The following is a 23064-nucleotide window of genomic DNA, read 5'->3' on the forward strand; positions in this document are numbered from 1 at the left end:
CAACTGCCGATACGCCCATGCAGATCCCCCTCATACCCGAATACGAACAGCAGCGCCTCGATGGCCTGCGTCGCCTCGCCATCCTGGATACCACGGCGGAGGAGCGCTTCGATCGCATCACCCGGATGGCGCGCAACATGTTCGAGGTGCCCATCTCCCTCATCTCACTGGTGGATGAGGAGCGGCAGTGGTTCAAGTCTCGCTGCGGCCTGGATGCGCAGGAGACCCCGCGTGACATCTCCTTCTGTGGTCACGCCATCCTCGGCGAGGGGATCTTCGTGGTGGAGGACGCGACCCGGGATCTGCGCTTCGCCGACAATCCCCTGGTGCTGGGGGCTCCCCATATCCGTTTCTATGCAGGCTGCCCCCTGCAGATCGCCGGCGGCCACAAGGTGGGGACCCTCTGCCTCATCGATCGCAAGCCGCGCCATCTGGATGAGCGCCAGCAGTCTCTGCTGACGGATCTGGCGGGCATGGTGGAGCACGAGCTGGCCGCCATCCAGCTGGCGATCCTGGATGAGCTGACCGGCATCACCAATCGTCGCGGCTTCGTCATGCTGGGGCAGAAGTGCCTGCTGCTCTCCCATCGGCAGGGGAGGGAGGCGAGCCTGCTGTTCCTCGACCTCAACCGCTTCAAGGAGATCAACGACACCCTGGGGCACGAGGTGGGGGACGATGCCCTGCGCCAGATGGCGCTCTTGCTCTCCAGGGTATTTCGCAACGCGGACATCTTCGCCCGGCTCGGGGGGGACGAGTTCGTGGTGCTCTTGCCAGGGATGGGCCCCGAGCAGGTGTCCAGCGTGCTGGCCCGCTTCGAGGAGGCGCTGGTGATTTTCAATCGGGAGGAGGGCAAGCCTTACCAGCTACTCTGCTCCACCGGTGTCGCCCACTATGATCCGCTGCTGCCGCCGGATCTGGAGCTGCTGCTGCAGCAGGCGGACAAGCAGATGTACGACCGTAAAAAAAGGCGCTAACAGCGCCCTTTTTTCGCCTGCCCCGGTGGGCAGAAGGTTCCATAACCCCCGCGGTCACCGTCGCTGACCCGGATCCTGGTATCGTCCACACTGACGTCGGCGCCGTGTACCCGCACCGGTCCGCTGCTGCAGGCGCTGAGCAGCCCCCCCAGCAATATCATCACCATCAACTTGCCCATAAAACCTCCTCTTATTTTCATGATTATGAGGCATTTTCATGGGCGAATGGAGGCGCTTTCGGCACGGTGCGTCACGGCTTGCCGTGGATGTGAAAGAGGGCGCCGTGGCGCCCTCTCGATGGGTGAGCGGCCTCATAGCCGGAAGTTGCCGACCAGCTTGTCGAGCTCGCCGGAGAGCTGCTGAAGGCTGCGGCTGGATTCGGTCAGCTGGTGGGCGATGTCGGCGGTCTCCATGGTGAGCTGGTTGATGTCCTCCACGTTGCGGTTGAGCTCGCCGACCACGCTGGACTGCTCCTCGGTGGCGGTGGCGACCTGGATGTTCATGTCGCTGATCTGGGTGATGTGACCGGTGATCTGACCGAGGGCCGCATTGGCCTCGTCGGCCTGGCCGACCACGGCCTGGCTCTGGTTGCGCCCCTGAGCCATGGCGCTGACGGCGCGGGCGCTCTGCTCCTGCAGGCTGTTGATCATGGTCTGGATCTCAGCGGTGGAGGCGGCGGAGCGGCTGGCGAGGTTGCGCACCTCGTCGGCGACCACGGCGAAGCCGCGGCCCTGCTCGCCGGCGCGGGCGGCCTCGATGGCGGCGTTCAGTGCCAGCAGGTTGGTCTGCTCCGAGATGCTGCGGATGGTGTCGAGTATGCTGCCGATGGAATCGGTCTGGTTGGCAAGTGACTCGATGACGCCGGCAACTTGCTCGATTTCCGTGGAGAGGCCGACGACGCCGTGGCGGGCCTGGGCCACCACCAGGGCCCCCGCATCGGCCTGCTCGTTGGCCTGCTTGGCCACGTCGGCGGCGAGGGACGCATTGCCGGCGATCTCGGTCACCGTCGCCCCCATCTCGTGGATGGCGGTGGCCACCTGCACGGTGCGATCCCGCTGGGCGGTGCAGTTGTGTTGGGTCAGCTGGGCCTTGGTTGCGAGGTCATTGGCGGTGGCGGCCACCTGACGGGAGTTGCTCGCCACCTGTTCGATGGCGCCGTGAATGCGGGCCACGAACTGGTTGAAGCTGCGGCCTATCTCGGCCAGCTCATCCTTGCCGCTGAGACTGGCGCTGCTGTCCAGCGCCAGGTGGCGGGCCACGTCCCCGATGTGCTGTTGCAGGAAGGAGACCCGGCTGCGCAACCCGATCAGGATCAGGGTCGAGACGAGCAATGAGATGGCGAGGGCGACGACTATGATGGCGATCATCTGGCTGCGGCCGCCGCCATAGCTGCGCTCGCTCAGCTCGTTGCGCTGCTGCGCCTGCTGGATCAGCCCGTCGAGCAGGGCGTTGGCCCCCTTGCGCATGGTCCCATAGCTCTGGCTGTAGCGATCCCGATAGAGGGCGCGAGCCTCATCCATCCGGTTGTCCGACAGTGCCTGCAACATGGGGGTCAGCTCGTCGCGCTCCATGGCGGTGAACTGATCGAGCAGGGCCTGTGCCTCGGCGCGGGCGGCGGGGTCGACCTGGGCATTGACCGCCTGCTCCATGGCCTGGCGCATCTCGGGAATATCCTCCTCGCGGGTCTCCTTGACCCGGGTCAGCACTCCCTTCTCATCTCTCAGGGAGGTCTCCTGCAGCAGCATCATGTCGATGCCGACCCGCATACGCGGAATGCGGGAGGCCACTTCCGCCATGGCCCGCATGGGGGTCGCGGTATTCTGGAACAGCTCGTCGGCCTGCTGCTTGATGTGTCCCATGCTGCGCAGGCCGGCCGCGCCCACCAGCAGCAGGGCGAGGCAAGGTACGGTGACCGCCAGGATGAGTTGGTTTTTGATGGTGAGCTTGCCAGCCAGCATGTTGACTCCTTGGTTTGTTGTTGTGTCGCTAATCTAGCGGCTTGTCATGACAGTCGTTGTCATGGTCGGAGCGGCATTCCATGCCGCCCCGATAAAACAAGAGCGCCGAAGCGCTCCTGATGATCACAACCTGAAGTTGCCGACCAGCTTGTCGAGCTCGCCGGAGAGCTGTTGCAGGCTGCGGCTGGACGCCGTCAGCTGGTGGGCGATGTCGGCGGTCTCCATGGTCAGCTGGTTGATGTCCTCCACGTTGCGGTTGATCTCGCCGACCACGCTGGACTGCTCCTCGGTGGCGGTGGCGACCTGGATGTTCATATCGCTGATCTGGGTGATGTGCCCGGTGATCTGGCCGAGCGCCGCGTTGGCCTCGTCGGCCTGGCCGACTACCGCCTGGCTCTGGTTGCGACCCTGGGCCATGGCGCTGACGGCGCGGGCGCTCTGCTCCTGCAGGCTGTTTATCATGGTCTGGATCTCGGCGGTGGAGGCGGCGGAGCGGCTGGCGAGGTTGCGCACCTCGTCGGCCACCACGGCGAAGCCACGGCCCTGCTCGCCGGCGCGGGCAGCCTCGATGGCGGCGTTCAGCGCCAGCAGGTTGGTCTGCTCCGAGATGCTGCGGATGGTGTCGAGTATGCTGCCGATGGAGTCGGTCTGGCTGGCCAGAGACTCGATGACACCGGAGACCTGTTCTATCTCGTCCGACAGCCCGACGATGCCGTGACGGGCCTGGGCGACCACCAGGGCCCCCGCATCGGCCTGCTCGTTGGCCTGCTTGGCCACATCGGCGGCGAGGGACGCATTGCCGGCGATCTCGCCGACCGTTGCTCCCATCTCGTGGATGGCGGTGGCCACCTGCACGGTGCGATCCCGCTGGGCGGTACAGTTGTGCTGGGTCAGCTGGGCCTTGGCGGCCACCTCGTTGGCGGTGGCGGCCAGCTGGCGGGAGTTGCTGGCCACCTGTTCGATGGAGGCGTGGATCTTGGCGACGAAGTTGTTGAAGCCGGTGGCAACCTGGCTCAGTTCATCGCGGCCTTCCACCCTGAGACGCTGGGTCAGATCCCCGTCACCACTGCCGAGTTCCCGGAACAGTCGCGCCAACTCGTTGAGGGGGCGGCTGACGGAACCTGCGAGTACGACCCCGAGCAGCCCCATGCCGACGGCGATGGCCAGGCTCACCAGCAGGATATGAAGCCTGGCGTTATTGAGTTCGGCATAGATCTCCGCTTCCGGCACCTGGGCCACCAAATACCAGTCGAGCAGCGGGATATAGCTGGTGGCCAGCACCACGGCCTGGCCGTCCACCTCGGCGTGGGTGGCGGCGAAGGGCTGCTTGGTCAGCAGGCTGCCGGCCCCCGGGCCAGCCAGCTGGGTCAGGCTGTCGCGGTCGATGCGGGCCGCATCCGGGTGCAGCTTCACCTTGCCGCTGCCGTCGGTCATGAAGACGAAGCCGCTGTCACCGATGCGGAAGTTGGCGAGCATGCTGACCATGCTGTCGAGGGACTTGGCGAGCCCCGCCAGGCCGCGACCATTCAGCTGCTGGAAGTTGACGAACAGCTTCACCTCGCCGTTGGTCTCCCGGAAGATGCTGAGCATCAGGTCCTGCTGGCTCTTGGTGTAGTCGTAGAACCAGTTGTCCTGCTCATGATTGAGGACGCGCAGGAAGCCGTCCTGGTTGTAGTAGGCGGCGCTCTGGCGGTCGGCGAAGGAGGCGGTGACCAGGCCGTACTGGGCCGTCATGTCCTTCAGCTGCTCGATGAGGATGGGTTCCTGCTCCTTGGGCATGCCACGGGCGACCCAGTCCAGCACGAAGCGATCGTTCGCCAGCTGTTTGGCGGCGCCGGCGACCGAGGTCAGATCCCGCTCTATCTCTTTGCCGATGCGCTGGGTCAGGTTCGGCAGCTCCTGCTCGAACATGCGCGCCTCGATCAGCTGCTGGGCGGAGCGCTGACTGAAGTAGCCCACCAGGAGGCAGGAGAGCGCCACGGCCAGGATGACGGTGGCCAGAATTTTCTGTTTGAGTGTCAGGCTTGCAAACATAGGGTGACTCGGGAATGTGGGCCTAGGGATGAGTTCATATTAACGGCTGGCCAAGCCTCCCCTTGAGTCATGGTTGGCGTTTATTGCCGATTAACGTTTGCGCTCACAGCAGGTTGGGACTGGTTTGACGCCAGCTCTCTCCTGGCGCCGCCAGCCGCTGCCAGATGAAATCTCGCCAGCACAGTCAGTTACGGTTACAGTTCCTCATCTGAGGGTGAGCATCGCGGCTCACTCGGCTCGCACTGGAACCATGGACACTCATATGCGCATCTTTCCTCTGGGATGGACCCAACTACTAATGCTCTTGCTGACCGCCACCCCTCTCATGGTGGCGGCCCAGAGCCCGGATCCCGCCAAGCCGAATGGCGGTGTCAGGGGAGAGAGACCCAAGGTCGCGCTGGTATTGAGCGGTGGCGGCGCCAAGGGGGCGGCCCACATCGGGGTGCTCAAGGTGCTGGAGGAGAAGCGGATCCCGGTGGACATCGTCGTGGGGACCAGCATGGGGGCCTATGTGGCGGGCATGTATGCCATGGGGCTCAGCGCCGAGGAGGTGGAACGCACCACCCTCGCCATCGACTGGAACAAGGGCTATCAGGACAAGGTCGGCCGCAACGAGCTCTCCCTGCGCAAGAAGCAGCAGAGCGAGAAATACCAGCTGCGCACCGACATCGGCATCAACGGGGATCAGACCCAGCTGCCCGATGGCTTCTTCCAGGGCCAGTCCATGGCCAGCCTGCTGCGCCACGCCACCTCCAACCTGCCGGTACAGAAGAGCTTCGACAACCTGCCCATCCCCTACCGCGCCATGGCCACCGACATGGAGACGGTGACCCCCTTCGTGCTGGATCATGGCAGCCTGGCCAAGGCGATGCAGGCCTCCATGTCCATCCCCGGCGCCCTCAAGCCGGTGGATTGGGAGGGGCGCATCCTGGCCGACGGCGGCACAGTCAACAACATGCCGGTGGACGTGGCCAAGGCCATGGGGGCCGACGTGGTGATCGCGGTGGACATAGGAGCCAAGCTGCGGACCCGCGAGTCCCTCAAGTCCGGGCTGGCCATGATAGACCAGCTCACCACCTACATGACCCAGGTCGGCACCGAGAAGCAGAAGGCCCTGCTCGGGCCCAAGGATGTGTTACTGAGCCCGGAGTTTGGCGACATAGGCATCGCCGATTTCGCCCGCATGCCGGACGGGATCAGGATAGGGGAGGAGGTGGCCCTGCGCGCCTCCAGCCAGCTGGACGGGCTCTCCCTCTCTCCCGACGCCTATGCGGACTACCGCAACCAGAAGCTGAGCCGCCGCGCCGAGCGCAGTGGCCAGCCGGCCTATTACATCGACAAGGTGGAGATCATCAACAAGTCGCGTCTCTCGGACGAGACGGTGCGCGCCATGTTGAAGGTGCGCCCGGACAAGGTGCAGACCTATGACAGCCTGGAGGCCGGGATCCGTCGCCTCTACGCCCTGGAGTCCTTCGATCGCATCACCTATGAGGTGGAGGAGCGGGACGGCGAGAACGTGCTGGTGGTCAACGCCAGCGAGAAGAACTGGGGGCCGGGTTATCTCAACTTCCAGCTCGGCTTCTCCGACGACTTCGAGAGCAACTCCAACTACAACGTCGGCATGTCCTACACCCTCACCAACGTCAATGACTGGGGCGGGGAGTGGCTGACGGAAGCCTCCCTTGGCACCGCCAAACACCTCAAGACCGACTTCTACACGCCGCTGGAGCCGTCCCAGACCTACTTCGGCGAGGCGAGCCTGGCCTACGACAAGACCAAGCGCCGGGTCTTCTTCACCGAAAATGAGGTGAAGGCATCCAGCACCAGCGCCAGCGTCAGCTACCTGGACTCGGAGTACAGCTTCACCAGCGTGGATCTGGCCCTCGGCTGGAATCGGCAGCCCTGGAGCCGTTTGTCCCTTGGGCTGGAAGGCCAGGTCGGCAGCGTCGATATCCAGAACCTCTCCGATGCGGATGCGGATGCCTCCGCCTGGGGCCCCTATGTACGCTTCGAGCACGATACCCTCGACAGCCGTTACTTCCCCTACGAGGGGGTCTACTGGGACATCAAGGGGGGCTACTCCTACCTCAAGGTCGATCCCACCGGCGAGCCGAGCGAGAGCACCGAGGGCCTCAACTACCACCTGGCGATGATCAAGCCCTGGTCCTGGGGCCGCCACAGCCTGAACCTGCTGCTGGAGGGGGGCGGTTCCACCTCCGAGGAGGAGATTCCCCTGTTCGTACAGGATCTGGGGGGCCTGTTCCGGTTGTCCGGCTTCCAGCACTATCAGCTGAGCGGGCGCTACAGCCTGTTCGGTGGGCTGCGTTACATCTACCGGGTGGCAGACAATGACTTCGGCGCCTTCAAGGCCCCCCTCTTCCTCGGGGGGTCTATCGAGCAGGGGGGCGTCTGGAACAGCGGCAAGCAGATCAGCCTGGAGTCCTCCTATACCGCCGGCTCCGTCTACGTGGGGGTGGAGAGCTTCCTCGGTCCCATCTTCCTCGGTTACGGCATGGCGGAAGGGGGGCATGAGATGTTCTATCTGCAGCTCGGCACCACCTTTGAATAGAGGTGAAATGCTGACGTTTTGTTAACAATCGCCAAGCGCATTTTTTGTGCTCTTAAAAAAACCGAACAACCTTAGATGGTTATGTTGTTTCGATGAATAACTGTACAGGCTTTGGATTTTAATTAGTCGTTAAAACTTATATAGTGGGGGGCACCCTACGGGTGTCCCGCAAGGACGATCGCCGCGAGCTTGGGCGAACCCAAAAAAAAGACCAAAGAGGAATTAGTCGTGCTTGAAACATACCGTAAACACGTCGAAGAACGTGCCGCCGAGGGCGTGGTTGCCAAACCTCTGGATGCAGAGCAAGTCGCCGCCCTGGTTGAGCTTCTCAAGAACCCGCCCGCCGGTGAACAAGATTTCCTGAAAGAGTTGTTGTCCTCCCGTATTCCCCCGGGTGTGGATGAGGCGGCCTATGTGAAGGCCGGCTTCCTCACCGCCGTCGCTAAGGGCGAGGCCCACTCCCCGATCCTGACCGCCGCCGAAGCGGTCGAGCTGCTCGGTACCATGCAGGGCGGCTACAACATCCAGCCGCTGATCGACCTGCTGGACGATGCCACACTGGCTCCTCTTGCTGCCAAGGGCCTCTCCCACACCCTGCTGATGTTCGACTCCTTCCACGACGTGGAAGAGAAGGCCAAGGCGGGCAACGCCCACGCCAAGCAGGTGCTGCAATCCTGGGCCGATGCCGAGTGGTTTCTCAATCGCCCGGCCCTGGCCGAGAAGATCACCGTCACCGTGTTCAAGGTGACCGGCGAGACCAACACCGACGACCTGTCGCCGGCACCGGATGCCTGGTCCCGTCCCGACATTCCGCTGCACGCCCTGGCCATGTTGAAGAACGCCCGCCCCGGCATCACCCCGGACAAGGACGGCGTCATCGGCCCCATCAAGGCCATCGAAGAACTCAAGCAGAGCGGCTTCCCCCTGGCCTATGTCGGTGACGTGGTCGGTACCGGCTCTTCCCGCAAGTCCGCCACCAACTCCGTGCTCTGGTTCATGGGTGACGACATCCCCCATGTGCCGAACAAGCGCGCCGGTGGCGTCTGCCTCGGTGGCAAGATCGCCCCCATCTTCTTCAACACCATGGAAGATGCCGGCGCCCTGCCCATCGAGGTGGACGTCTCCAAACTGGAGATGGGCGACGTGATCGACATCTTCCCCTACGAGGGCAAGATCAAGCGTCACGGCACCGACGAGGTGCTGGCCCAGTTCGAACTGAAAACCGAAGTGCTGATCGACGAAGTGCGCGCCGGTGGCCGTATTCCGCTCATAATCGGCCGCGGCCTGACCGACAAGGCGCGTGAAGCGCTGAGTCTGCCGTTCTCCACCGTGTTCCGTCGCCCGCAGCCGGTGGCCGATACCGGCAAGGGCTTCACCCTGGCCCAGAAGATGGTGGGCAAGGCGTGCGGCGTGAAGGGAATTCGCCCGGGCACCTATTGCGAACCCAAGATGACCACGGTCGGCTCCCAGGACACCACGGGCCCGATGACCCGCGATGAGTTGAAAGACCTGGCCTGCCTCGGCTTCTCCGCCGATCTGACCATGCAGTCCTTCTGCCACACCGCGGCCTATCCCAAGCCCATCGACGTGCAGACCCACCACACCCTGCCGGACTTCATCATGAACCGCGGCGGCGTCTCCCTGCGTCCGGGCGACGGTGTCATCCACTCCTGGCTGAACCGCATGCTGCTGCCGGATACCGTGGGTACCGGTGGTGACTCCCACACCCGTTTCCCCATCGGGATCTCCTTCCCGGCGGGCTCTGGTCTGGTGGCCTTCGCCGCCGCCACCGGCGTGATGCCGCTGGACATGCCGGAATCCGTGCTGGTGCGTTTCAAGGGTGAGCTGCAACCTGGCATCACCCTGCGGGATCTGGTCCATGCCATTCCCTACGCCGCCATCCAGCGCGGTCTGCTGACCGTCGAGAAAGCGGGCAAGAAGAACATCTTCTCCGGCCGCATCCTCGAGATCGAAGGTCTGCCGACCCTGAAGGTGGAGCAGGCATTCGAGCTGGCCGATGCCAGTGCCGAGCGCTCCGCCGCCGGTTGCACCATCAAGCTGGATAAAGAGCCGATCATCGAGTATCTGAAGTCCAACATCGTGATGCTCAAATGGATGCTGTCCGAAGGCTATGGCGACGTGCGCACCATTACCCGTCGTATCAAGGGGATGGAAGAGTGGCTGGCGAACCCGGTATTGATGGAAGCGGACAAGGATGCCGAGTACGCCGAAATCATCGAGATCGATCTGGCCACTATCAAGGAGCCCATCCTGTGTGCGCCGAACGATCCGGACGATGCCCGTCTGCTGAGCACGGTCGCCGGTGACAAGATCGATGAGGTGTTCATCGGTTCCTGCATGACCAACATCGGCCACTTCCGTGCCGCCGGCAAGCTGCTGGAGAAATACCAGGGCGAGCTGCCGACCCGCATGTGGATAGCGCCGCCCACCAAGATGGACAAGGATCAGCTGACCGAAGAGGGTTACTACGGCATCTTCGGCCGGGTCGGTGCCCGTATCGAGATCCCGGGCTGCTCCCTGTGCATGGGCAACCAGGCGCGGGTTGCGGAAGGTGCCTCGGTGGTTTCCACCTCCACCCGTAACTTCCCGAACCGTCTGGGCAAGGGCGCCAACGTCTATCTGGCCTCTGCCGAGCTGGCTGCCGTTGCCGCTATCACCGGCAAGATCCCGAGCGTGGACGAGTACCTGCAGTACGCCAAGTCCCTGGACGCCACCGCGGCGGATACCTATCGCTACCTGAACTTTAACGAGATCGCCTCCTACACCAAGAAGGCCGACGAAGTGATCCTGCAGCAAGCGGTATAAACGCCAGACTGGCAGAGTCCATCTGATAAAAGCCCCGGCCATGCCGGGCTTTTCTTTTGGCGCCAAGGGGAGAGGGGCTCGTTCACTGCGCAATTTTTCACCTCCTTGATCAAAAACTGATCTTGCACCAGAGATGGGGCAGGGGAGCGCTATATGATGCAGCGCCTTTATCACACCCCTGAGGGGGCCTCTTCGGGGCAAGGCATTCGTCCTCTCTGCCTATAGATCTGGTTACCTATGCTGCTATTCGGATTTGACGCCTCCCAGCCCTGCTGGCGCCTGCTCTGCGCCGCCCTGATCTTCGTCCTGCCCGTCTCGCTCGGGCTCTGGGAACTACACACCAACTATTTGAATACCCTGAGTAAACAGTCCGAGTCCGCGGCCAGCCGGGCGCTGACCCTGATGGAGCTAATGCTGGATCACGCGGAGGAGAACAATCGCAACATGTTCCCCCTGCTCAACCATCCCTGCGAGACGGCGCTCTTCACCATGCGCAGGCGGGTGGTGCTGGCCCCCTTCGTGCGTACCAGCAATCTCATCGCCGACAACGGGGTCTACTGCAACTCCCTGCTGGGGAAGGTGAACTGGCTGGACGACAGCGTCGGTTACAGCGACGGCCTGTTGCGGCTGCTGCCTGGCAACTTTGTGTTGCCGCGTTACCCCGTGCTGGCGGTGCGCAGCAGCGCCGGCCATGGTGCCGTGCTCAGCACCATAGACAGGGAATACATCAAGCTGATGCTGACCCTGAGTGCCCCCGCCAAGGGAGAGGTGCTGCTCAACGTGGGCAACAGCTGGCTGAATCATCAGGGGGAGCTGATGGTGCAAGATCCCAAGCTGCCGACCCTGGCGACCCATGATCTCAAGTCGAGCCGCTACCCCCTCTCCATCTACGCCGGCATGGACTTGCCCTCGGTGTGGCGGGCGCTGTGGCAGGTCAGGCATCTGACCATCATGCTGCTGCTTGGCTTCTCCCTGTCCATCTCCCTGCTGGTGTGGTGGCTGCTGGGTCGCCCCGGCTCCATGGAGGGGGAGCTGAAACGGGCGCTGCGCACCAAAGAGTTTCTGCCCTACCTGCAACCCCTGGTGAGCTGCGGTGATGGTCGGGTCGTGGGAGCCGAGGTGTTGATGCGTTGGCAGCATCCGACCTCTGGTCTGATCCGGCCGGATCTCTTCATCCCCCAGGCGGAGGAGTGTGGCATCATAGTGCCCATGACCCGGTCATTGATGCAGACGGTGGCCCAGCAGCTGGGCAACTGGCAGGAGAGCCTGCCCGCTGGCTTTCATATCGGCTTCAATATCAGCGCCGTTCACTGCCGGGATCTCTCCCTGCTGGCGGAGTGTCGCGCCTTTCTGGATCACTTCGCCCCCGGGGGGATCACGCTGGTGCTGGAGCTGACCGAGAGGGAGCTGCTGGTGGCGGGCAGCCACACCCTGGGGCTGTTCAAGGGGCTCGATGAGATGGGGGTCAAGCTTGCCATCGATGACTTCGGCACGGGTCACTCCAGCCTGCGCTATCTGCAGCAGTTCCACGTGGACTATCTCAAGATAGATCAATCCTTTATCGGCCGGATCGGCACCGAATCCCTGTCCGAGCATATCATCGACAACGTCATCGATCTTGGCTCCCGGTTGGGTCTGGCGCTGGTGGCCGAGGGGGTGGAGACCCGGGCGCAGGCCGATTACCTGCGCGGCAAGGGGGTCGACTATCTGCAGGGCTACCTGTTTGGCAGGCCGGCGCCGTTGTCGCAGTTCTGCGAGGGGCTGCTCTCCCGGCATCGCGCGGCCTAGACGGGGCATAGCCCTGACCAGAAGAGGGCAGGGCGTCTGAATTGGTTGTTTTTTGTTCTATTAGGGGTGGGTTCAGTGTCGGGCGCTAAACTGGTCGCCCTTTTTTCACTGGATCCGTCATGCCTTATTACCCCAGGTTCGATACGGCCCACCCCTGGTTGCGCCTGCTCCTCACCCTGCTGGTATTCATTGTGCCCATGCTGCTTGGCAGCTGGGGGATGTATGTCCATTACCAGCGCAATCTGCAGCTGGAGTCGAAGGCGGCAGCGACGCATACCATAGTGCTGCTGGAAACCATGCTGAGTCACGCGGACGAGGCCAATCGCAAGGTGTTGCCCCTGCTGGATCAGCCCTGTGAGCCCGCCCTGCCCACACTGCGCGAGCAGGTGGCCGAGGTACCCTTCGTGCGCTCGGTCAACCTGGCCCGTCAGGGCAGCATCTACTGCACCTCCTTCTTCGGCACATACCGGATGCCCTATTCGGTGGCCGGCTTCGCCAAGGGGATGCTGCAACTGGGCAACGTTAGCCCCATGCGGCCGGATCACCCCTTCCTGGTGGTGCGTGCCGTCGAGGGGAGACGGTCGGCCCTCAGCGTCATCGACGGGGACTACCTCTGCTTCATGCTGAGCCTCAACGATCCCTCCCTCGAGATCATGCTGAAGGTCGGCGATCGCTGGCTCGACAAGCGGGGCAACTTCTTCCAGCATCCCCCCGCGTCGTCCCGCCAGGCCGAGGTCATGCTGGGCTCACAGGAGTATCCTTTCTCCATCTTCACGGGGCACAGGATTGCCTCGCACTGGCAAGGCCTGCTGCAGAGCCACAAGTTTGGGCTCTGGTTGCTGACCGGGTTCAGCGCCGGCTTCGCCCTGCTCATCTGGTGGCTGCTGGGTCGCCCCCGCTCCCCAAACAGCGAGCTGGCCCGTGCCCTGAAGGCCAGAGAATTCGTCCCCTTCCTGCAGCCGCTGGTGGACTGCGACGATGAGAGCATAGTGGGGGCCGAGGTGCTGATGCGCTGGCAGCATCCCGATGCGGGCCTGATCCGCCCGGATCTCTTCATTCCTCAGGCGGAGGCGAGCGGCCTGATCGTGCCCATGACGACGCAGATCATGGAGGAGGTCGCCAGAGAATTGGGGGCGCAGCGAGCCCTGTTGCCCCGGGGTTTCCATATCAGCCTCAACATCAGTGCGGCCCACTGCCGGGACATGGCGTTGCTCGATGAGTGCCGCCGCTTCCTCGCCCACTTCGCCCCCGACCAGGTGGTGTTGGTGCTTGAGCTCACCGAGCGGGAACTGCTGGTGGCGGATAGCCACACCCTGTCGCTGTTCGGGCAGCTCAGCGAGTTGGGGGTCAGGCTGGCCATCGATGACTTCGGCACCGGCCACTCCAGCCTGCTCTATCTGCAGCAGTTCAATGTGGACTACCTCAAGATCGATCAGTCGTTCATCGGCCGAATAGGCACCGAATCTCTGTCCGAGCACATAGTCGACAACGTGATCGATCTGGGAGGCCGGCTCGGCCTCTCCCTGGTGGCCGAGGGGGTCGAGACCCGCCAGCAGGCGGACTATCTCAAGGGCAAGGTGACCTATCTGCAGGGCTACCTGTTCGGTCGCCCGATCCCGGTGCGCCAGTTCAATGAGGCGCTAAGGGATCGGATGGTTGCTGTCGTCTCCGATGAAGCAGGGCCCTCTCCCACCGAGTAGGGGAGAGCCAGAAGCAGCCCCCATGACTAAGACTCAAGAGAAGTAAGCCAGTTGGCCAGAATCTCATGGGGGCTGCCCGGCTCGGGTTTTTGGGGGGCGAGCAGGTGATAGTGGCTGCCATCTCGGCAAAAGCCGAGGGGGGCGGCCAGCAGACCCGCAGCGATGTCATCGTTGACCTGGCGGTAGGGGCCGATGGCGACCCCAAGGCCGGCGATCGCCGCCTGCAGGCTGAAGTAGAAGTGGTCGAAGCTTTGGCCGGGAGCCTCCTCATCCCAGGCTTGTCCAGCCTTCGCAAGCCACTCCTGCCAGGCATGGGGGCGGGTGCGGGTGTGCAATCGGGGGGTTGAAGATCGCAGGTGCAGCCCGTCTGTCCCCGGCTCGAAGAAGTGCTCCACCTTTCCCGGTTGGCAAACGGGGCCGGTCAGTTCCTCGAATAGTGGTTGGCTGTGAAGATCCTCCGGCCATTGGAAATCGTTGCGCCGGATGGCGAGATCGATGCCGCTGTCGAAGCTGAGGGGGGCCCCCCCCCGCCATCAGATGCACATCCAGCTCGGGATGGAGGACCTGAAAGGCGGGCCAGCGCGGGATCAACCAGCGCATCAGCAGGGTCGGTTCACAAGAGATGACCAGGGACTGGGGGCGGGCGCTCTGGCGCAGCACCTGGGCCGTCTGCCGGATCCCGCCCAGCCCCTCCTTGACCGACTGATAGAGACGCTGACCCGCTCCGGTGAGGAAGACCCGGCGCTGGCGTCGCTCGAACAGCGGGATCCCCAGATCTTCTTCCAGCAGGCGTACCGCTCGGCTGATGGCCCCGTGGGTGAGGTGCAGCTCATCGGCGGCGCGGCTGAAGTTCTCGGTACGGGCCGCCACCTCGAAGCAGCGCAAGGCCGTCAGAGAGGGGAGGGATAGGCTTTTATGTGAGTTATTCTCACTATTCATGTCAGAAGTTATCGTTCGTTATTGACGTGGATGCCCAATAAAATAGCCGATATCACTTCTTCCCAGGATTATTTTTCATGACCGAACTGTTAGCCGTCATGGCCATCACCTTGCTTGCCGTCATCAGCCCGGGCCCCGATTTTGCCATGGTGTCTCGCAACAGCCTGCTGAGCTCCCGCCGTACCGGCGTGTTGACGGCGACAGGCATCGCCGCCGGGGTCTGTGTGCATGTGACCTATACCCTGTTGGGGGTCGGCCTGTTGATCCAGCAATCCCTCTGGTTGTTCAACCTCATCAAGCTGTCGGGGGCCGCCTACCTCATCTTCCTCGGTATCAAGATGCTGCGGGCCAAGCCTGTGCTGGATGGAGAGGTGGCGAGCCAACCCCCCTTGTCTAGCCTGGGGGCACTGCGCAGCGGTTTTCTAACCAATGCCCTCAATCCCAAGACCACCATCTTCATCGTCAGCCTGTTCATGCAGGTGGTGCAGCCGGGCACCTCTCTCGGTGTTCAGCTCGGTTACGGGGTCTTCATCGTGCTGGCCCACGGGGCCTGGTTCGGTGCCGTGGCGCTCTTTTTCTCCACCCCGGCGGTACGGGCCCGGCTGCTGGCGGTGCGTCACTGGATAGACAGAGTCTTCGGTGCCCTGCTGGTGGGATTCGGCGCCCTGCTGGCCTTCAGCGGGGCATCGCGCTGAGCCACCTGGGCCCGCCCATTCTCATCCACGACTGTAGGGGCTTGTTTTCCATGCCTTGGCGGGCGCTTTTCGGTAGAATTGCTGCTCACTTCGAAGTCAGATGAGGCGCGGTATGACGGTCAGGTTCCAGGCATTTCACAGCATCAAGGCGATTGGCAATCGGGAGGTGCTGTTCAACTGGTCCAGGACCAATCCCCTCGGCGCCCTGGATCAGGTGTGGCGCCCCAGGAGCCGCGACGAGCTGCAAGCACTGCTGCGGGAGCACCCGGAGCGCAAGCTGCGCCTGATCGGCTCCGGCCTGTCGTTTGAGCCCATCCACAGCGTCTATGCCGAGGGCAAGCAGGCGCTGCTGGTGGATCTGCACCACCTGCGGGGCCAACTCGCCAGCACGGCCGATACCGTCACCTACCAGGCGGGCACGCCCCTCGACACCGTCTACGCCGATCTTGTCGCCATGGAGCGGATGCTGCCGGCCTCTCCGGGGGTCATCGGTATCCAGACTCTGGGCGGCGCGCTCAGCACCGGCACCCACGGCCAGGGGCTGCACCAGTCCGCCCTGTGTGATGCGGTGGCGGCCCTGACCGTGATGTTGGCGAGCGGCGACATCATCCGGGTGGATCGCACCGATCCGCGCTTCGGCGCCTTCGTGATGGGCATGGGGATGCTGGGTATCCTGCTGGATGTGACCCTCAACACAGTGCCAAACCGCATCATGCGCTGCACCAAGTTCACCACCGACTACCCCTTCCTGCTGGCGCACAACGAGCGCCTCAACCGCGAGCATAGCTTCGTGAAGAGCTGGTGGTTCGCCTGGACCGGTGAGAGCCACATCTGGCTGGTGGATCCCGCCTCCGAGGAGGAGGTGGACCGCTATCGCGCCGGGGGCAGCGAGCCCCTGCTGCTGGAGGGGGACGTGGACGGGCGCATGAACGCCACCATAGATGCCACCCTGCAGAAGATGGCCAAGGACACCAAGGATGAGGCCAGGGCCGGGGAGCACTTCGAGACGGTGCGCCGCTTCAAGGATGCCTCGGATCTCGTGGGCAACGTCTACCAGATCCTCTGCAAGGGGATACCGGCGCCCCAGATCAACTGCGAGGTGGCTGTGCCCCTCGAGCGAATGGGGGAGGCGCTGGAGATCCTGCAGGCCTGGCAGGAGGCCAATCCCGGTGTGCTGCACTATCCCTTTATTTTGCGCTGCACCGGTCCCTCCGAGGCCTGGCTCAGTGCCGCCTATGGCAAGTCGGTGTGCTGGATTGGGTTCCTGGTCTATCTGGCGGCGGACGGCACCTTCGTCGGGGGTTCCATGGAGCAGATGCGCGAGCTGCAACAGCTGCTGGTGCCGCTCGGCGGCACCCCGCACTTTGGCAAGCATCTGGCGATGGATCTCTACGACTTCCCGGCCCTGCTGCCGCGTTGGCACGACTTCCTGGCCCTCAAGGCCGAGCTGGACCCCCATGGCCGCTTCGAGAATCGCTGGCTCAGCGATCTGTTTGCCAACCGGTGAGGAATTGACATGACCGATATGAAAGATACCCGTGCGCTCATCGCCCTGCCGATCAAAGGTGAGTAACTGATATGACCGATATGCAAGATACCCGCATTCCCGTCACCCTGCTAACCGGCTTTCTCGGCAGCGGCAAGACTACCCTGCTGAACCACTGGGTGAAGCAACCCGAGCTCGGCGAGTGCGCCGTGCTGATCAACGAGTTCGGCTCCGTGGGGCTGGATCACCACCTGGTGCAGCAGGTGGACGAGCAGGTGGTGCTGCTCGATTCCGGCTGTATCTGCTGCTCGGTGCAGGGCTCTCTGGTGGAGGCGCTGCAGGGGCTCTTCATGAAGGCGATCCAGCGGAAAATCAAGCCTTTCAAGCGGCTCATCATCGAGACCACGGGCCTCGCCGATCCGGCCCCCGTGCTCTTTACGCTGAGGGAGGAGGGCTTTATCGCCCAGCGGTACCGCTTCGATGGCACAGTCACCGTGGTGGATGCCGGCCATATCGAGCAGCAACTGGCGGCTCAGTACGAGGCGGTCAAGCAGGTGGCGCTGGCGGACTTGCTGGTGGTGAGCAAGGGGGATCTGGTGGATGCCGATACTCTGGATAGGGTGGAAGCCCAGTTGGGGGCCCTCAACCCCGCGGCTCCCATAGAGCGGGTCAACAACGGCGTGCTCTCGCCCCTGGTGCTGGAGAAGCTCGGCGCCTACAACGAGGCGGCGGGGCGCGACGTGCGCCAACTGCTGGCCTGGCTGCGCACCGAGTCCCCGAAACAGGGGCTGGCCTCCCCCATGCAGCCCAAGATGAAGCCCTTCGCCGCCAAGGTGGGCACGGCCGCGCCCACCCATTTCGACCACGGCGACATAGAAAGCTTCTCCCTGCGCATCGGCGAGCCCCTCAAACCATCCCGCCTGCTGGCGGCCATCGATGCGGTGCAGGCTCAGTACGGGGATGCCCTGCTGCGGCTCAAGGGGATCTTGCTGCTGGAGGGGGAGAGCCAGCCCGTGGTGATCCACGGCGTGCACGGCCAGCTCTATCCTCTGCAGACCCTGGGGGAGTGGCCGGAGGGGCGTGCCCAGTCCAGGCTGGTCTTTATCGTCAAGAGCCGGGACAGGGGGGGGATAGAGCAGCTGTTCCTCGAGACCCTGAAGGCGCCAGAGCCCAGCCTGGAAGATCAGCTCAGAGCCATGCTGGGCCAACCCGACCAATGATTTTTTGATGTGACCCGCCCTAGTGCGGGTCTATTTTTAGGCAACGTATCTTCGGGCCCACAGATTTCAGACCGAGGATCCTCAGGCCAACAAGAGGTGGCTTCATGTCCGACAACCCGCACCTGGTGACCCCGGCCCAACGCAAGTGGCTGCCCCTGCTGACCGCGGTGGGCTTCTTCATGCAGACCCTGGATGGCACCATACTCAACACCGCCCTGCCCAGCATGGCGGCGGCACTGGGGGAGAGCCCGCTGCAGATGCAGTCCGTGGTCATCGCCTACATGCTGACGGTGGCCCTGCTGATCCCCGCCTCCGGCTGGTTGGCGGACAGATTCGGCACCCGCCGGGTCTATCTGGCGGCCATCCTGCTGTTTACCCTGGGCTCCCTGGCCTGCGCCGCCGCCAACACCCTGCCTATCCTGGTGGCGGCACGGGTGCTGCAAGGGGTGGGCGGGGCCCTGCTGATGCCCATAGGACGGCTCGCCGTGCTGCGGGTCTACAGCAAGCACGAGTTGCTGCGGGTGATGTCCTTCGTGACCATACCGGGTCTGCTCGGGCCCCTCATCGGTCCGGCGCTGGGGGGCTGGCTGGTGGAGGTGGCGAGCTGGCACTGGGTGTTCCTCATCAACCTGCCGGTGGGCATCATCGGCTTCATCGCCAGCTGGAGCTTCATGCCTGAGCTGAAACAGCAGACCGCCAGGTTCGATTGGCAGGGTTTTGTGCTGTTCAGTATCGGCATGGTGTTGGTATCCGTCGGTTTGCAGGGGCTGGGGGAGCACAGCATATCGACAGGCTGGGCCCTGTTCGCCGTCCTGTTCGGTCTCGCCGCCATGGCGAGCTACTGGCTCTATGCCGCCAATGCCGAGCAACCCCTGTTCAGTCTGGCGCTGTTCAAGACCTCCACCTTCGCCATCGGCATCTGGGGCAACCTGTTCGCCCGCCTCGGCAGCGGCGCCATGCCCTTCCTCACCCCGCTCTTCCTGCAACTGGGGCTGGGGTTCTCCCCGAGCAAGGCGGGCATGACTATGATCCCCACCGTGGTCGGCGCCATCCTGACCAAGACCCTGGTCAACAAGCTGATCCCCCTGGTGGGCTATCGCCGCATCCTGATCGGCAACACCCTGGCGCTGGGGGTCATGATCGCCAGCTTCTATTTCATCGACAATCAGGTGCCCCACGCCGTGCTGCTGATCTGGCTGGCGGTGTTTGGCGCCATCAACTCGTTGCAGTTCTCCGCCATGAACACCCTCACCCTGCAGGACTTGAGCCCTGAGCATGCCAGCAGCGGCAACGGCCTGCTGTCCGTGGTGATGCAGCTCTCCATGAGCCTGGGGGTGGCCATCGCCGCCAGCCTGCTCGGGCTCTTCTCCGCCGGCAAGCCGGCGGGGGACAGCGAGTTCTGGCTCGGTGGCTTCCACCTCACCTATCTGTGCATCGGCCTGATGTCCATGCTGGCGGCGCTGATCTTCGCCCAGCTGGCCAGGCAGGAGAAAAAGGGGTGAGTTGACGCCCTTCTCCCCGGGATGTGGGGAGAGGGGCTGCGCGGCTGTTAAGCATCGCCAAACGCCGGGAGGCGGGGATCAGGCCTCCTGGGTGGAGAGGTAGCTGACCGGGCAGGGCAGTTGGGTCAGCACCTCGGCCAGGTGCTCGGTGGCCAGCAGGAAGGTCTGCTCCGGGTGACCCGGGGTCCAGGTGAAGGCCTCATGGGTCAGCAGGAGGGGGTCTACCAGCAGGGGGATGTCGGCGCGGGGCAGGAAGGGACAGACCGCCCCCGGCAGGCAGCCGATCTCCGCCTGCATCTCCTCGGCCGTGCAGATGGAGGGCTTGGCCCCGAGGCTCGCCTTCACCGCCTTGTTGTCGAGCCGCCCGTCCCTATGGGTCAGCAGCAGGGCGAAGCGACCATCCTTGAACTTGAGAAACAGGGTCTTGCTGAATTCGGCCTGCCAGCCGAGGCGGGCCTTGACCCTCTCATCGGTGGCGTAATCCAGTATGGGTTCGTGTTGATAGCGCTGGTGGGGGAGGTCCGCCAGCAGCTGGCAGTTGAAGTCGTGAATGGTGTCGAGTGGCATGGTCGTCTCCTGTATGGGCTCATACTGCCAGCCGGTCGGGCCCGAGCCCAATCACCCTTTCTTATGACGGATAAGGGAGGGCAGACAAACAACGAGGGCACCCCGGGGTGCCCTCGTCGATCACTGCGGCTGCAACTCGCGCGCTTCCCACTGGAAGGGGATGGGGCAGAGCTGCTGGGAAGCCTTGTCGTAGCACTCCCACAGTTCGCCCAGGGTTCGGCCATCGACGGGATGGCGAAGCCCGGGGGCCAGCTCCGCCAACGGCCAGAGCACGAAGGCGTTGGTGAGGATCTCGCCGCGGGGCAGGGCGATCGGCACCTCGCACACCAGATCCCCGTAGAGCAGCAGATCCAGATCCAGGGTGCGGGGGGCGAACTTCTTGGCGTCCGGCTCGCGGCCGTGGGCAAACTCCATGGCCCGCAGCCGCTGGCACAGGCTCGATAGCGGCAGCATCGTGTCGGCGCCCACCACCAGGTTGTAGAAGGGACGGCCATTGAAGCCCACTGCCGCACTCTCGAACACCCGGGAGACCCGGAGTGCACCGAACTCGGCATGCAGGGCATCGAGCCCAGCCCGGATGTGGCGCTCCCGCTCTATGTTGGAACCCAGGCTGATGTAGATGCGGGTCATGCGGTCATCCTCCCGGCAGGGGGCGCTCACTGCGCGCTCGCGGCCGGGGTGCGGTGACGCAGGATCTCGACACCGACCCCGGCGGCATTGGGGACGGCGGTCGGCTTGGTCAGGGTGACTCTGACCCAGTGCACGCGCTCGTCGGCCAGCACCAGGCCGGCGACCTGCTCGGCCATGGTCTCGACCAGTTCGACGACAGTGTTGGCTGCGTGATCACAGATCTTGCGAGAGAGGGTGGCGTAGTCCAGCGCCAGATTGATATCGTCGGTTGCGGCGGCGGGTCTGTTATCGAAGCCCATCTCGAGGTCGAAGCTGAGCTTCTGGCGAATGCCCTTCTCCCACTCATATACCCCTATGGTGGTCAAAACCTCGAGTCCGCGAATAAACACCTTGTCCATGACAGTACTTCTTCTTTACTCTTGATGGGCTGTGAAAACAGCGCAGGGATGCTGGCCTGGCAAGCAGATTGCCGCTGACGGTCGGTTTGGGCGACGCGCCCAGGCCAGAGAATGTGGCCCGCATCATACCCCATTCATATCGTGGTAAAAACGACCAAGATGACGGCCCTGACGATTTTAATGATTATTCTGGCCTACCTGGGTGGTTCACTGTCCAGTGCCGTGCTGGTTTCCCGCTTCACCGGGCTGCCTGATCCCCGGGATCACGGCTCCCACAATCCGGGGGCGACCAATGTGCTGCGCCTCGGCGGCCGGCTGGCGGCGCTGATCGTCCTGCTGCTGGATGTGCTCAAGGGCATGGCCCCCGTCTATCTCGCCTGGTATCTGGAGATAAAGCCCGTCTACCTCGGCTTCATCGGGGTGGCGGCCTGCCTCGGCCACATGTATCCCCTCTTCTTCCATTTCCGCGGCGGCAAGGGCGTCGCCACGGCGCTCGGCACCATGCTGCCCATCGGCTTCGCCATGGGGGGCGCGGCCATCGCGACCTGGCTGCTGGTGCTGCTGGTGAGCGGCTATTCCTCCCTGGCCTCCATCGTCACCGTGCTGCTGACCCCGCTTTTCACCTATCTGCTCAAACCTGAGTACACCCTGCCGGTCTCCCTGCTCTCCTGCCTCATTCTCATCCGCCATCACGAGAACATCACCCGCCTGCTGAGAGGGGAGGAGTCTCGTCTCTGGGGGCGCCGCGGGGCGTCTTCTGCCACGGAAGTGACAGAAATGGATGATGCTGCGCAAAAAAGAGACGAACGAGACAAAAAGTGAAATTTCCCGTTGACCACCTGCCGTAAAATCCGTTTAATAGCGCCCACGCCCAGATAGCTCAGTCGGTAGAGCAGGGGATTGAAAATCCCCGTGTCGGCGGTTCGATTCCGTCTCTGGGCACCAATTTTGGTGCCATGAAATAAAAATTTGTTCATGCACAATGGTTTAAAGTGTGCCGGCTTAGCTCAGTAGGTAGAGCAACTGACTTGTAATCAGTAGGTCACCAGTTCGATTCCGGTAGCCGGCACCATTTGCCCAGATAGCTCAGTCGGTAGAGCAGGGGATTGAAAATCCCCGTGTCGGCGGTTCGATTCCGTCTCTGGGCACCACTTACAATTCCTCCTTAGTTCAGTCGGTAGAACGGCGGACTGTTAATCCGTATGTCACTGGTTCAAGTCCAGTAGGAGGAGCCAATCCAAGAGACCCTTGTCGCAAGACAAGGGTCTTTTTTTATGTTTTTCGTTCTCCGTCGTCGTGCCGATGAAAAGCAGGCTAGCCTGATAGGCGCACCCACTGATGGCGAGGAGAAGACGATGGGAAGCTATGAACTGAAGCTGGCCAAGAACGACCAGTTCTATTTTGTGCTCAAGGCGGGCAATGATCAGGTGATCCTAAATAGTGAGATGTACACCAGCAAGGCGGCGGCCCAGAACGGCATCGCCTCGGTCCAGACCAACTCCCCGGAGGCGGGGCACTATGATCTGAAAGAGGCGGCCAATGGTCAGTATCACTTCACGCTGAAAGCCAGGAATCATCAGGTCATCGGCTCCAGTCAGATGTATGCCAGCAAGGCATCGGCACAAAATGGCATTCAGTCGGTACAGACCAATGGCCCGACCCAGACCATCAAGGATCTGACCATCTGATCCGCTGTTTGCCGATATGGATCAAGAGCGCCGCGGCGCTCTTTTTCATTTGGGCCGGCCCATGGTGCCCACGCCCGACCCAGCCCGTTC

17 protein-coding genes, 4 tRNA genes and 1 pseudogene are annotated in these 23064 nt (G+C 63.2%); 15 read left to right on the plus strand and 7 right to left on the minus strand.

From position 1 onward, the window contains the following. Positions 1 to 17: 17 nt before the first annotated feature. Positions 18 to 974 (plus strand): GGDEF domain-containing protein, encoded by a 957-nt coding sequence (locus tag ACT5M9_RS14430; RefSeq protein ID WP_438549369.1) that lies wholly within the window; start codon positions 18 to 20, stop codon positions 972 to 974. Here ACT5M9_RS14430 and ACT5M9_RS14435 read toward each other — a convergent pair. The 3 genes from ACT5M9_RS14435 to ACT5M9_RS14445 all read right to left on the minus strand — a co-directional run bounded on the left by ACT5M9_RS14435 (position 971) and on the right by ACT5M9_RS14445 (position 4966). Next, the gene (locus tag ACT5M9_RS14435) at positions 971 to 1153 is read right to left on the minus strand and encodes a hypothetical protein (protein WP_100860585.1); all 183 of its coding nucleotides are present in this window, start codon (positions 1151 to 1153) and stop codon (positions 971 to 973) included. The genes ACT5M9_RS14430 and ACT5M9_RS14435 overlap by 4 nt on opposite strands. 132 nt (positions 1154 to 1285) lie before the next feature. Further along, positions 1286 to 2932 carry a methyl-accepting chemotaxis protein gene (locus tag ACT5M9_RS14440; protein ID WP_457982150.1) on the minus strand — a complete coding sequence of 549 codons (1647 nt, stop codon included), beginning with the start codon at positions 2930 to 2932 and terminating at the stop codon, positions 1286 to 1288. A 123-nt stretch (positions 2933 to 3055) separates the two neighbouring features. Continuing rightward, a complete protein-coding gene (locus ACT5M9_RS14445; RefSeq protein ID WP_457982151.1) occupies positions 3056 to 4966 on the minus strand; it encodes a methyl-accepting chemotaxis protein in 1911 nt (636 codons plus the stop codon). A 262-nt stretch (positions 4967 to 5228) separates the two neighbouring features. On the opposite strand from ACT5M9_RS14445, the gene ACT5M9_RS14450 reads away from it, so the two are divergent. The 4 genes from ACT5M9_RS14450 to ACT5M9_RS14465 all read left to right on the plus strand — a co-directional run bounded on the left by ACT5M9_RS14450 (position 5229) and on the right by ACT5M9_RS14465 (position 13849). After that, entirely contained in the window at positions 5229 to 7535 is a 2307-nt protein-coding gene (locus ACT5M9_RS14450) for a patatin-like phospholipase family protein (RefSeq protein ID WP_457982153.1), read from the plus strand. 228 nt (positions 7536 to 7763) lie between these two features. Beyond that, entirely contained in the window at positions 7764 to 10361 is a 2598-nt protein-coding gene (gene acnB / locus ACT5M9_RS14455) for a bifunctional aconitate hydratase 2/2-methylisocitrate dehydratase (RefSeq protein ID WP_457982154.1), read from the plus strand. Positions 10362 to 10598: 237 nt separating this feature from the next. Further along, entirely contained in the window at positions 10599 to 12149 is a 1551-nt protein-coding gene (locus ACT5M9_RS14460) for an EAL domain-containing protein (protein ID WP_457982156.1), read from the plus strand. Positions 12150 to 12268: 119 nt separating this feature from the next. Next, positions 12269 to 13849, plus strand: a complete 1581-nt coding sequence (locus ACT5M9_RS14465; protein WP_457982158.1) for an EAL domain-containing protein — start codon at positions 12269 to 12271, stop codon at positions 13847 to 13849. A 26-nt stretch (positions 13850 to 13875) separates the two neighbouring features. Here ACT5M9_RS14465 and ACT5M9_RS14470 read toward each other — a convergent pair. Then, positions 13876 to 14788 (minus strand): annotated as a pseudogene (locus ACT5M9_RS14470) (LysR family transcriptional regulator). Positions 14789 to 14865: 77 nt separating this feature from the next. On the opposite strand from ACT5M9_RS14470, the gene ACT5M9_RS14475 reads away from it, so the two are divergent. The 4 genes from ACT5M9_RS14475 to ACT5M9_RS14490 all read left to right on the plus strand — a co-directional run bounded on the left by ACT5M9_RS14475 (position 14866) and on the right by ACT5M9_RS14490 (position 19691). Continuing rightward, positions 14866 to 15483 (plus strand): LysE family transporter, encoded by a 618-nt coding sequence (locus ACT5M9_RS14475; protein ID WP_457982160.1) that lies wholly within the window; start codon positions 14866 to 14868, stop codon positions 15481 to 15483. 112 nt (positions 15484 to 15595) lie between these two features. Further along, positions 15596 to 16990 (plus strand): D-arabinono-1,4-lactone oxidase, encoded by a 1395-nt coding sequence (locus ACT5M9_RS14480; protein ID WP_457982161.1) that lies wholly within the window; start codon positions 15596 to 15598, stop codon positions 16988 to 16990. 71 nt (positions 16991 to 17061) lie between these two features. Further along, positions 17062 to 18189, plus strand: coding sequence for a CobW family GTP-binding protein (locus ACT5M9_RS14485; protein ID WP_457982163.1), 1128 nt, complete (start codon positions 17062 to 17064; stop codon positions 18187 to 18189). Between the two features lie 104 nt (positions 18190 to 18293). Further along, positions 18294 to 19691, plus strand: a complete 1398-nt coding sequence (locus ACT5M9_RS14490; RefSeq protein ID WP_457982165.1) for a multidrug transporter subunit MdtD — start codon at positions 18294 to 18296, stop codon at positions 19689 to 19691. Between the two features lie 78 nt (positions 19692 to 19769). Here ACT5M9_RS14490 and ACT5M9_RS14495 read toward each other — a convergent pair whose 3' ends face one another. From ACT5M9_RS14495 to folB, 3 genes are all read right to left on the minus strand, one after another. Beyond that, a complete protein-coding gene (locus ACT5M9_RS14495) occupies positions 19770 to 20258 on the minus strand; it encodes a YbaK/EbsC family protein (protein WP_457982167.1) in 489 nt (162 codons plus the stop codon). A gap of 120 nt (positions 20259 to 20378) precedes the next feature. Beyond that, a complete protein-coding gene (folK, locus tag ACT5M9_RS14500; RefSeq protein ID WP_457982168.1) occupies positions 20379 to 20888 on the minus strand; it encodes a 2-amino-4-hydroxy-6-hydroxymethyldihydropteridine diphosphokinase in 510 nt (169 codons plus the stop codon). 26 nt (positions 20889 to 20914) lie between these two features. Further along, positions 20915 to 21286, minus strand: a complete 372-nt coding sequence (folB, locus tag ACT5M9_RS14505) for a dihydroneopterin aldolase (RefSeq protein WP_438549356.1) — start codon at positions 21284 to 21286, stop codon at positions 20915 to 20917. A 159-nt stretch (positions 21287 to 21445) separates the two neighbouring features. On the opposite strand from folB, the gene plsY reads away from it, so the two are divergent. The 6 genes from plsY to ACT5M9_RS14535 all read left to right on the plus strand — a co-directional run bounded on the left by plsY (position 21446) and on the right by ACT5M9_RS14535 (position 22974). Further along, the gene (plsY, locus tag ACT5M9_RS14510; protein WP_457982170.1) at positions 21446 to 22108 is read left to right on the plus strand and encodes a glycerol-3-phosphate 1-O-acyltransferase PlsY; all 663 of its coding nucleotides are present in this window, start codon (positions 21446 to 21448) and stop codon (positions 22106 to 22108) included. 47 nt (positions 22109 to 22155) lie between these two features. Then, positions 22156 to 22231: transfer RNA gene (locus ACT5M9_RS14515), tRNA-Phe, on the plus strand. Between the two features lie 51 nt (positions 22232 to 22282). After that, positions 22283 to 22358: transfer RNA gene (locus ACT5M9_RS14520), tRNA-Thr, on the plus strand. Between the two features lie 3 nt (positions 22359 to 22361). Further along, a tRNA-Phe gene (locus tag ACT5M9_RS14525) sits at positions 22362 to 22437 on the plus strand. Positions 22438 to 22445: 8 nt separating this feature from the next. Further along, positions 22446 to 22521, plus strand: a tRNA-Asn gene (locus tag ACT5M9_RS14530). Positions 22522 to 22641: 120 nt separating this feature from the next. Then, the gene (locus ACT5M9_RS14535) at positions 22642 to 22974 is read left to right on the plus strand and encodes a YegP family protein (protein WP_457982171.1); all 333 of its coding nucleotides are present in this window, start codon (positions 22642 to 22644) and stop codon (positions 22972 to 22974) included. Positions 22975 to 23064 lie beyond the last annotated feature (90 nt).

It is taken from the genome of Aeromonas sp. AE23HZ002T15 (assembly GCF_054165525.2).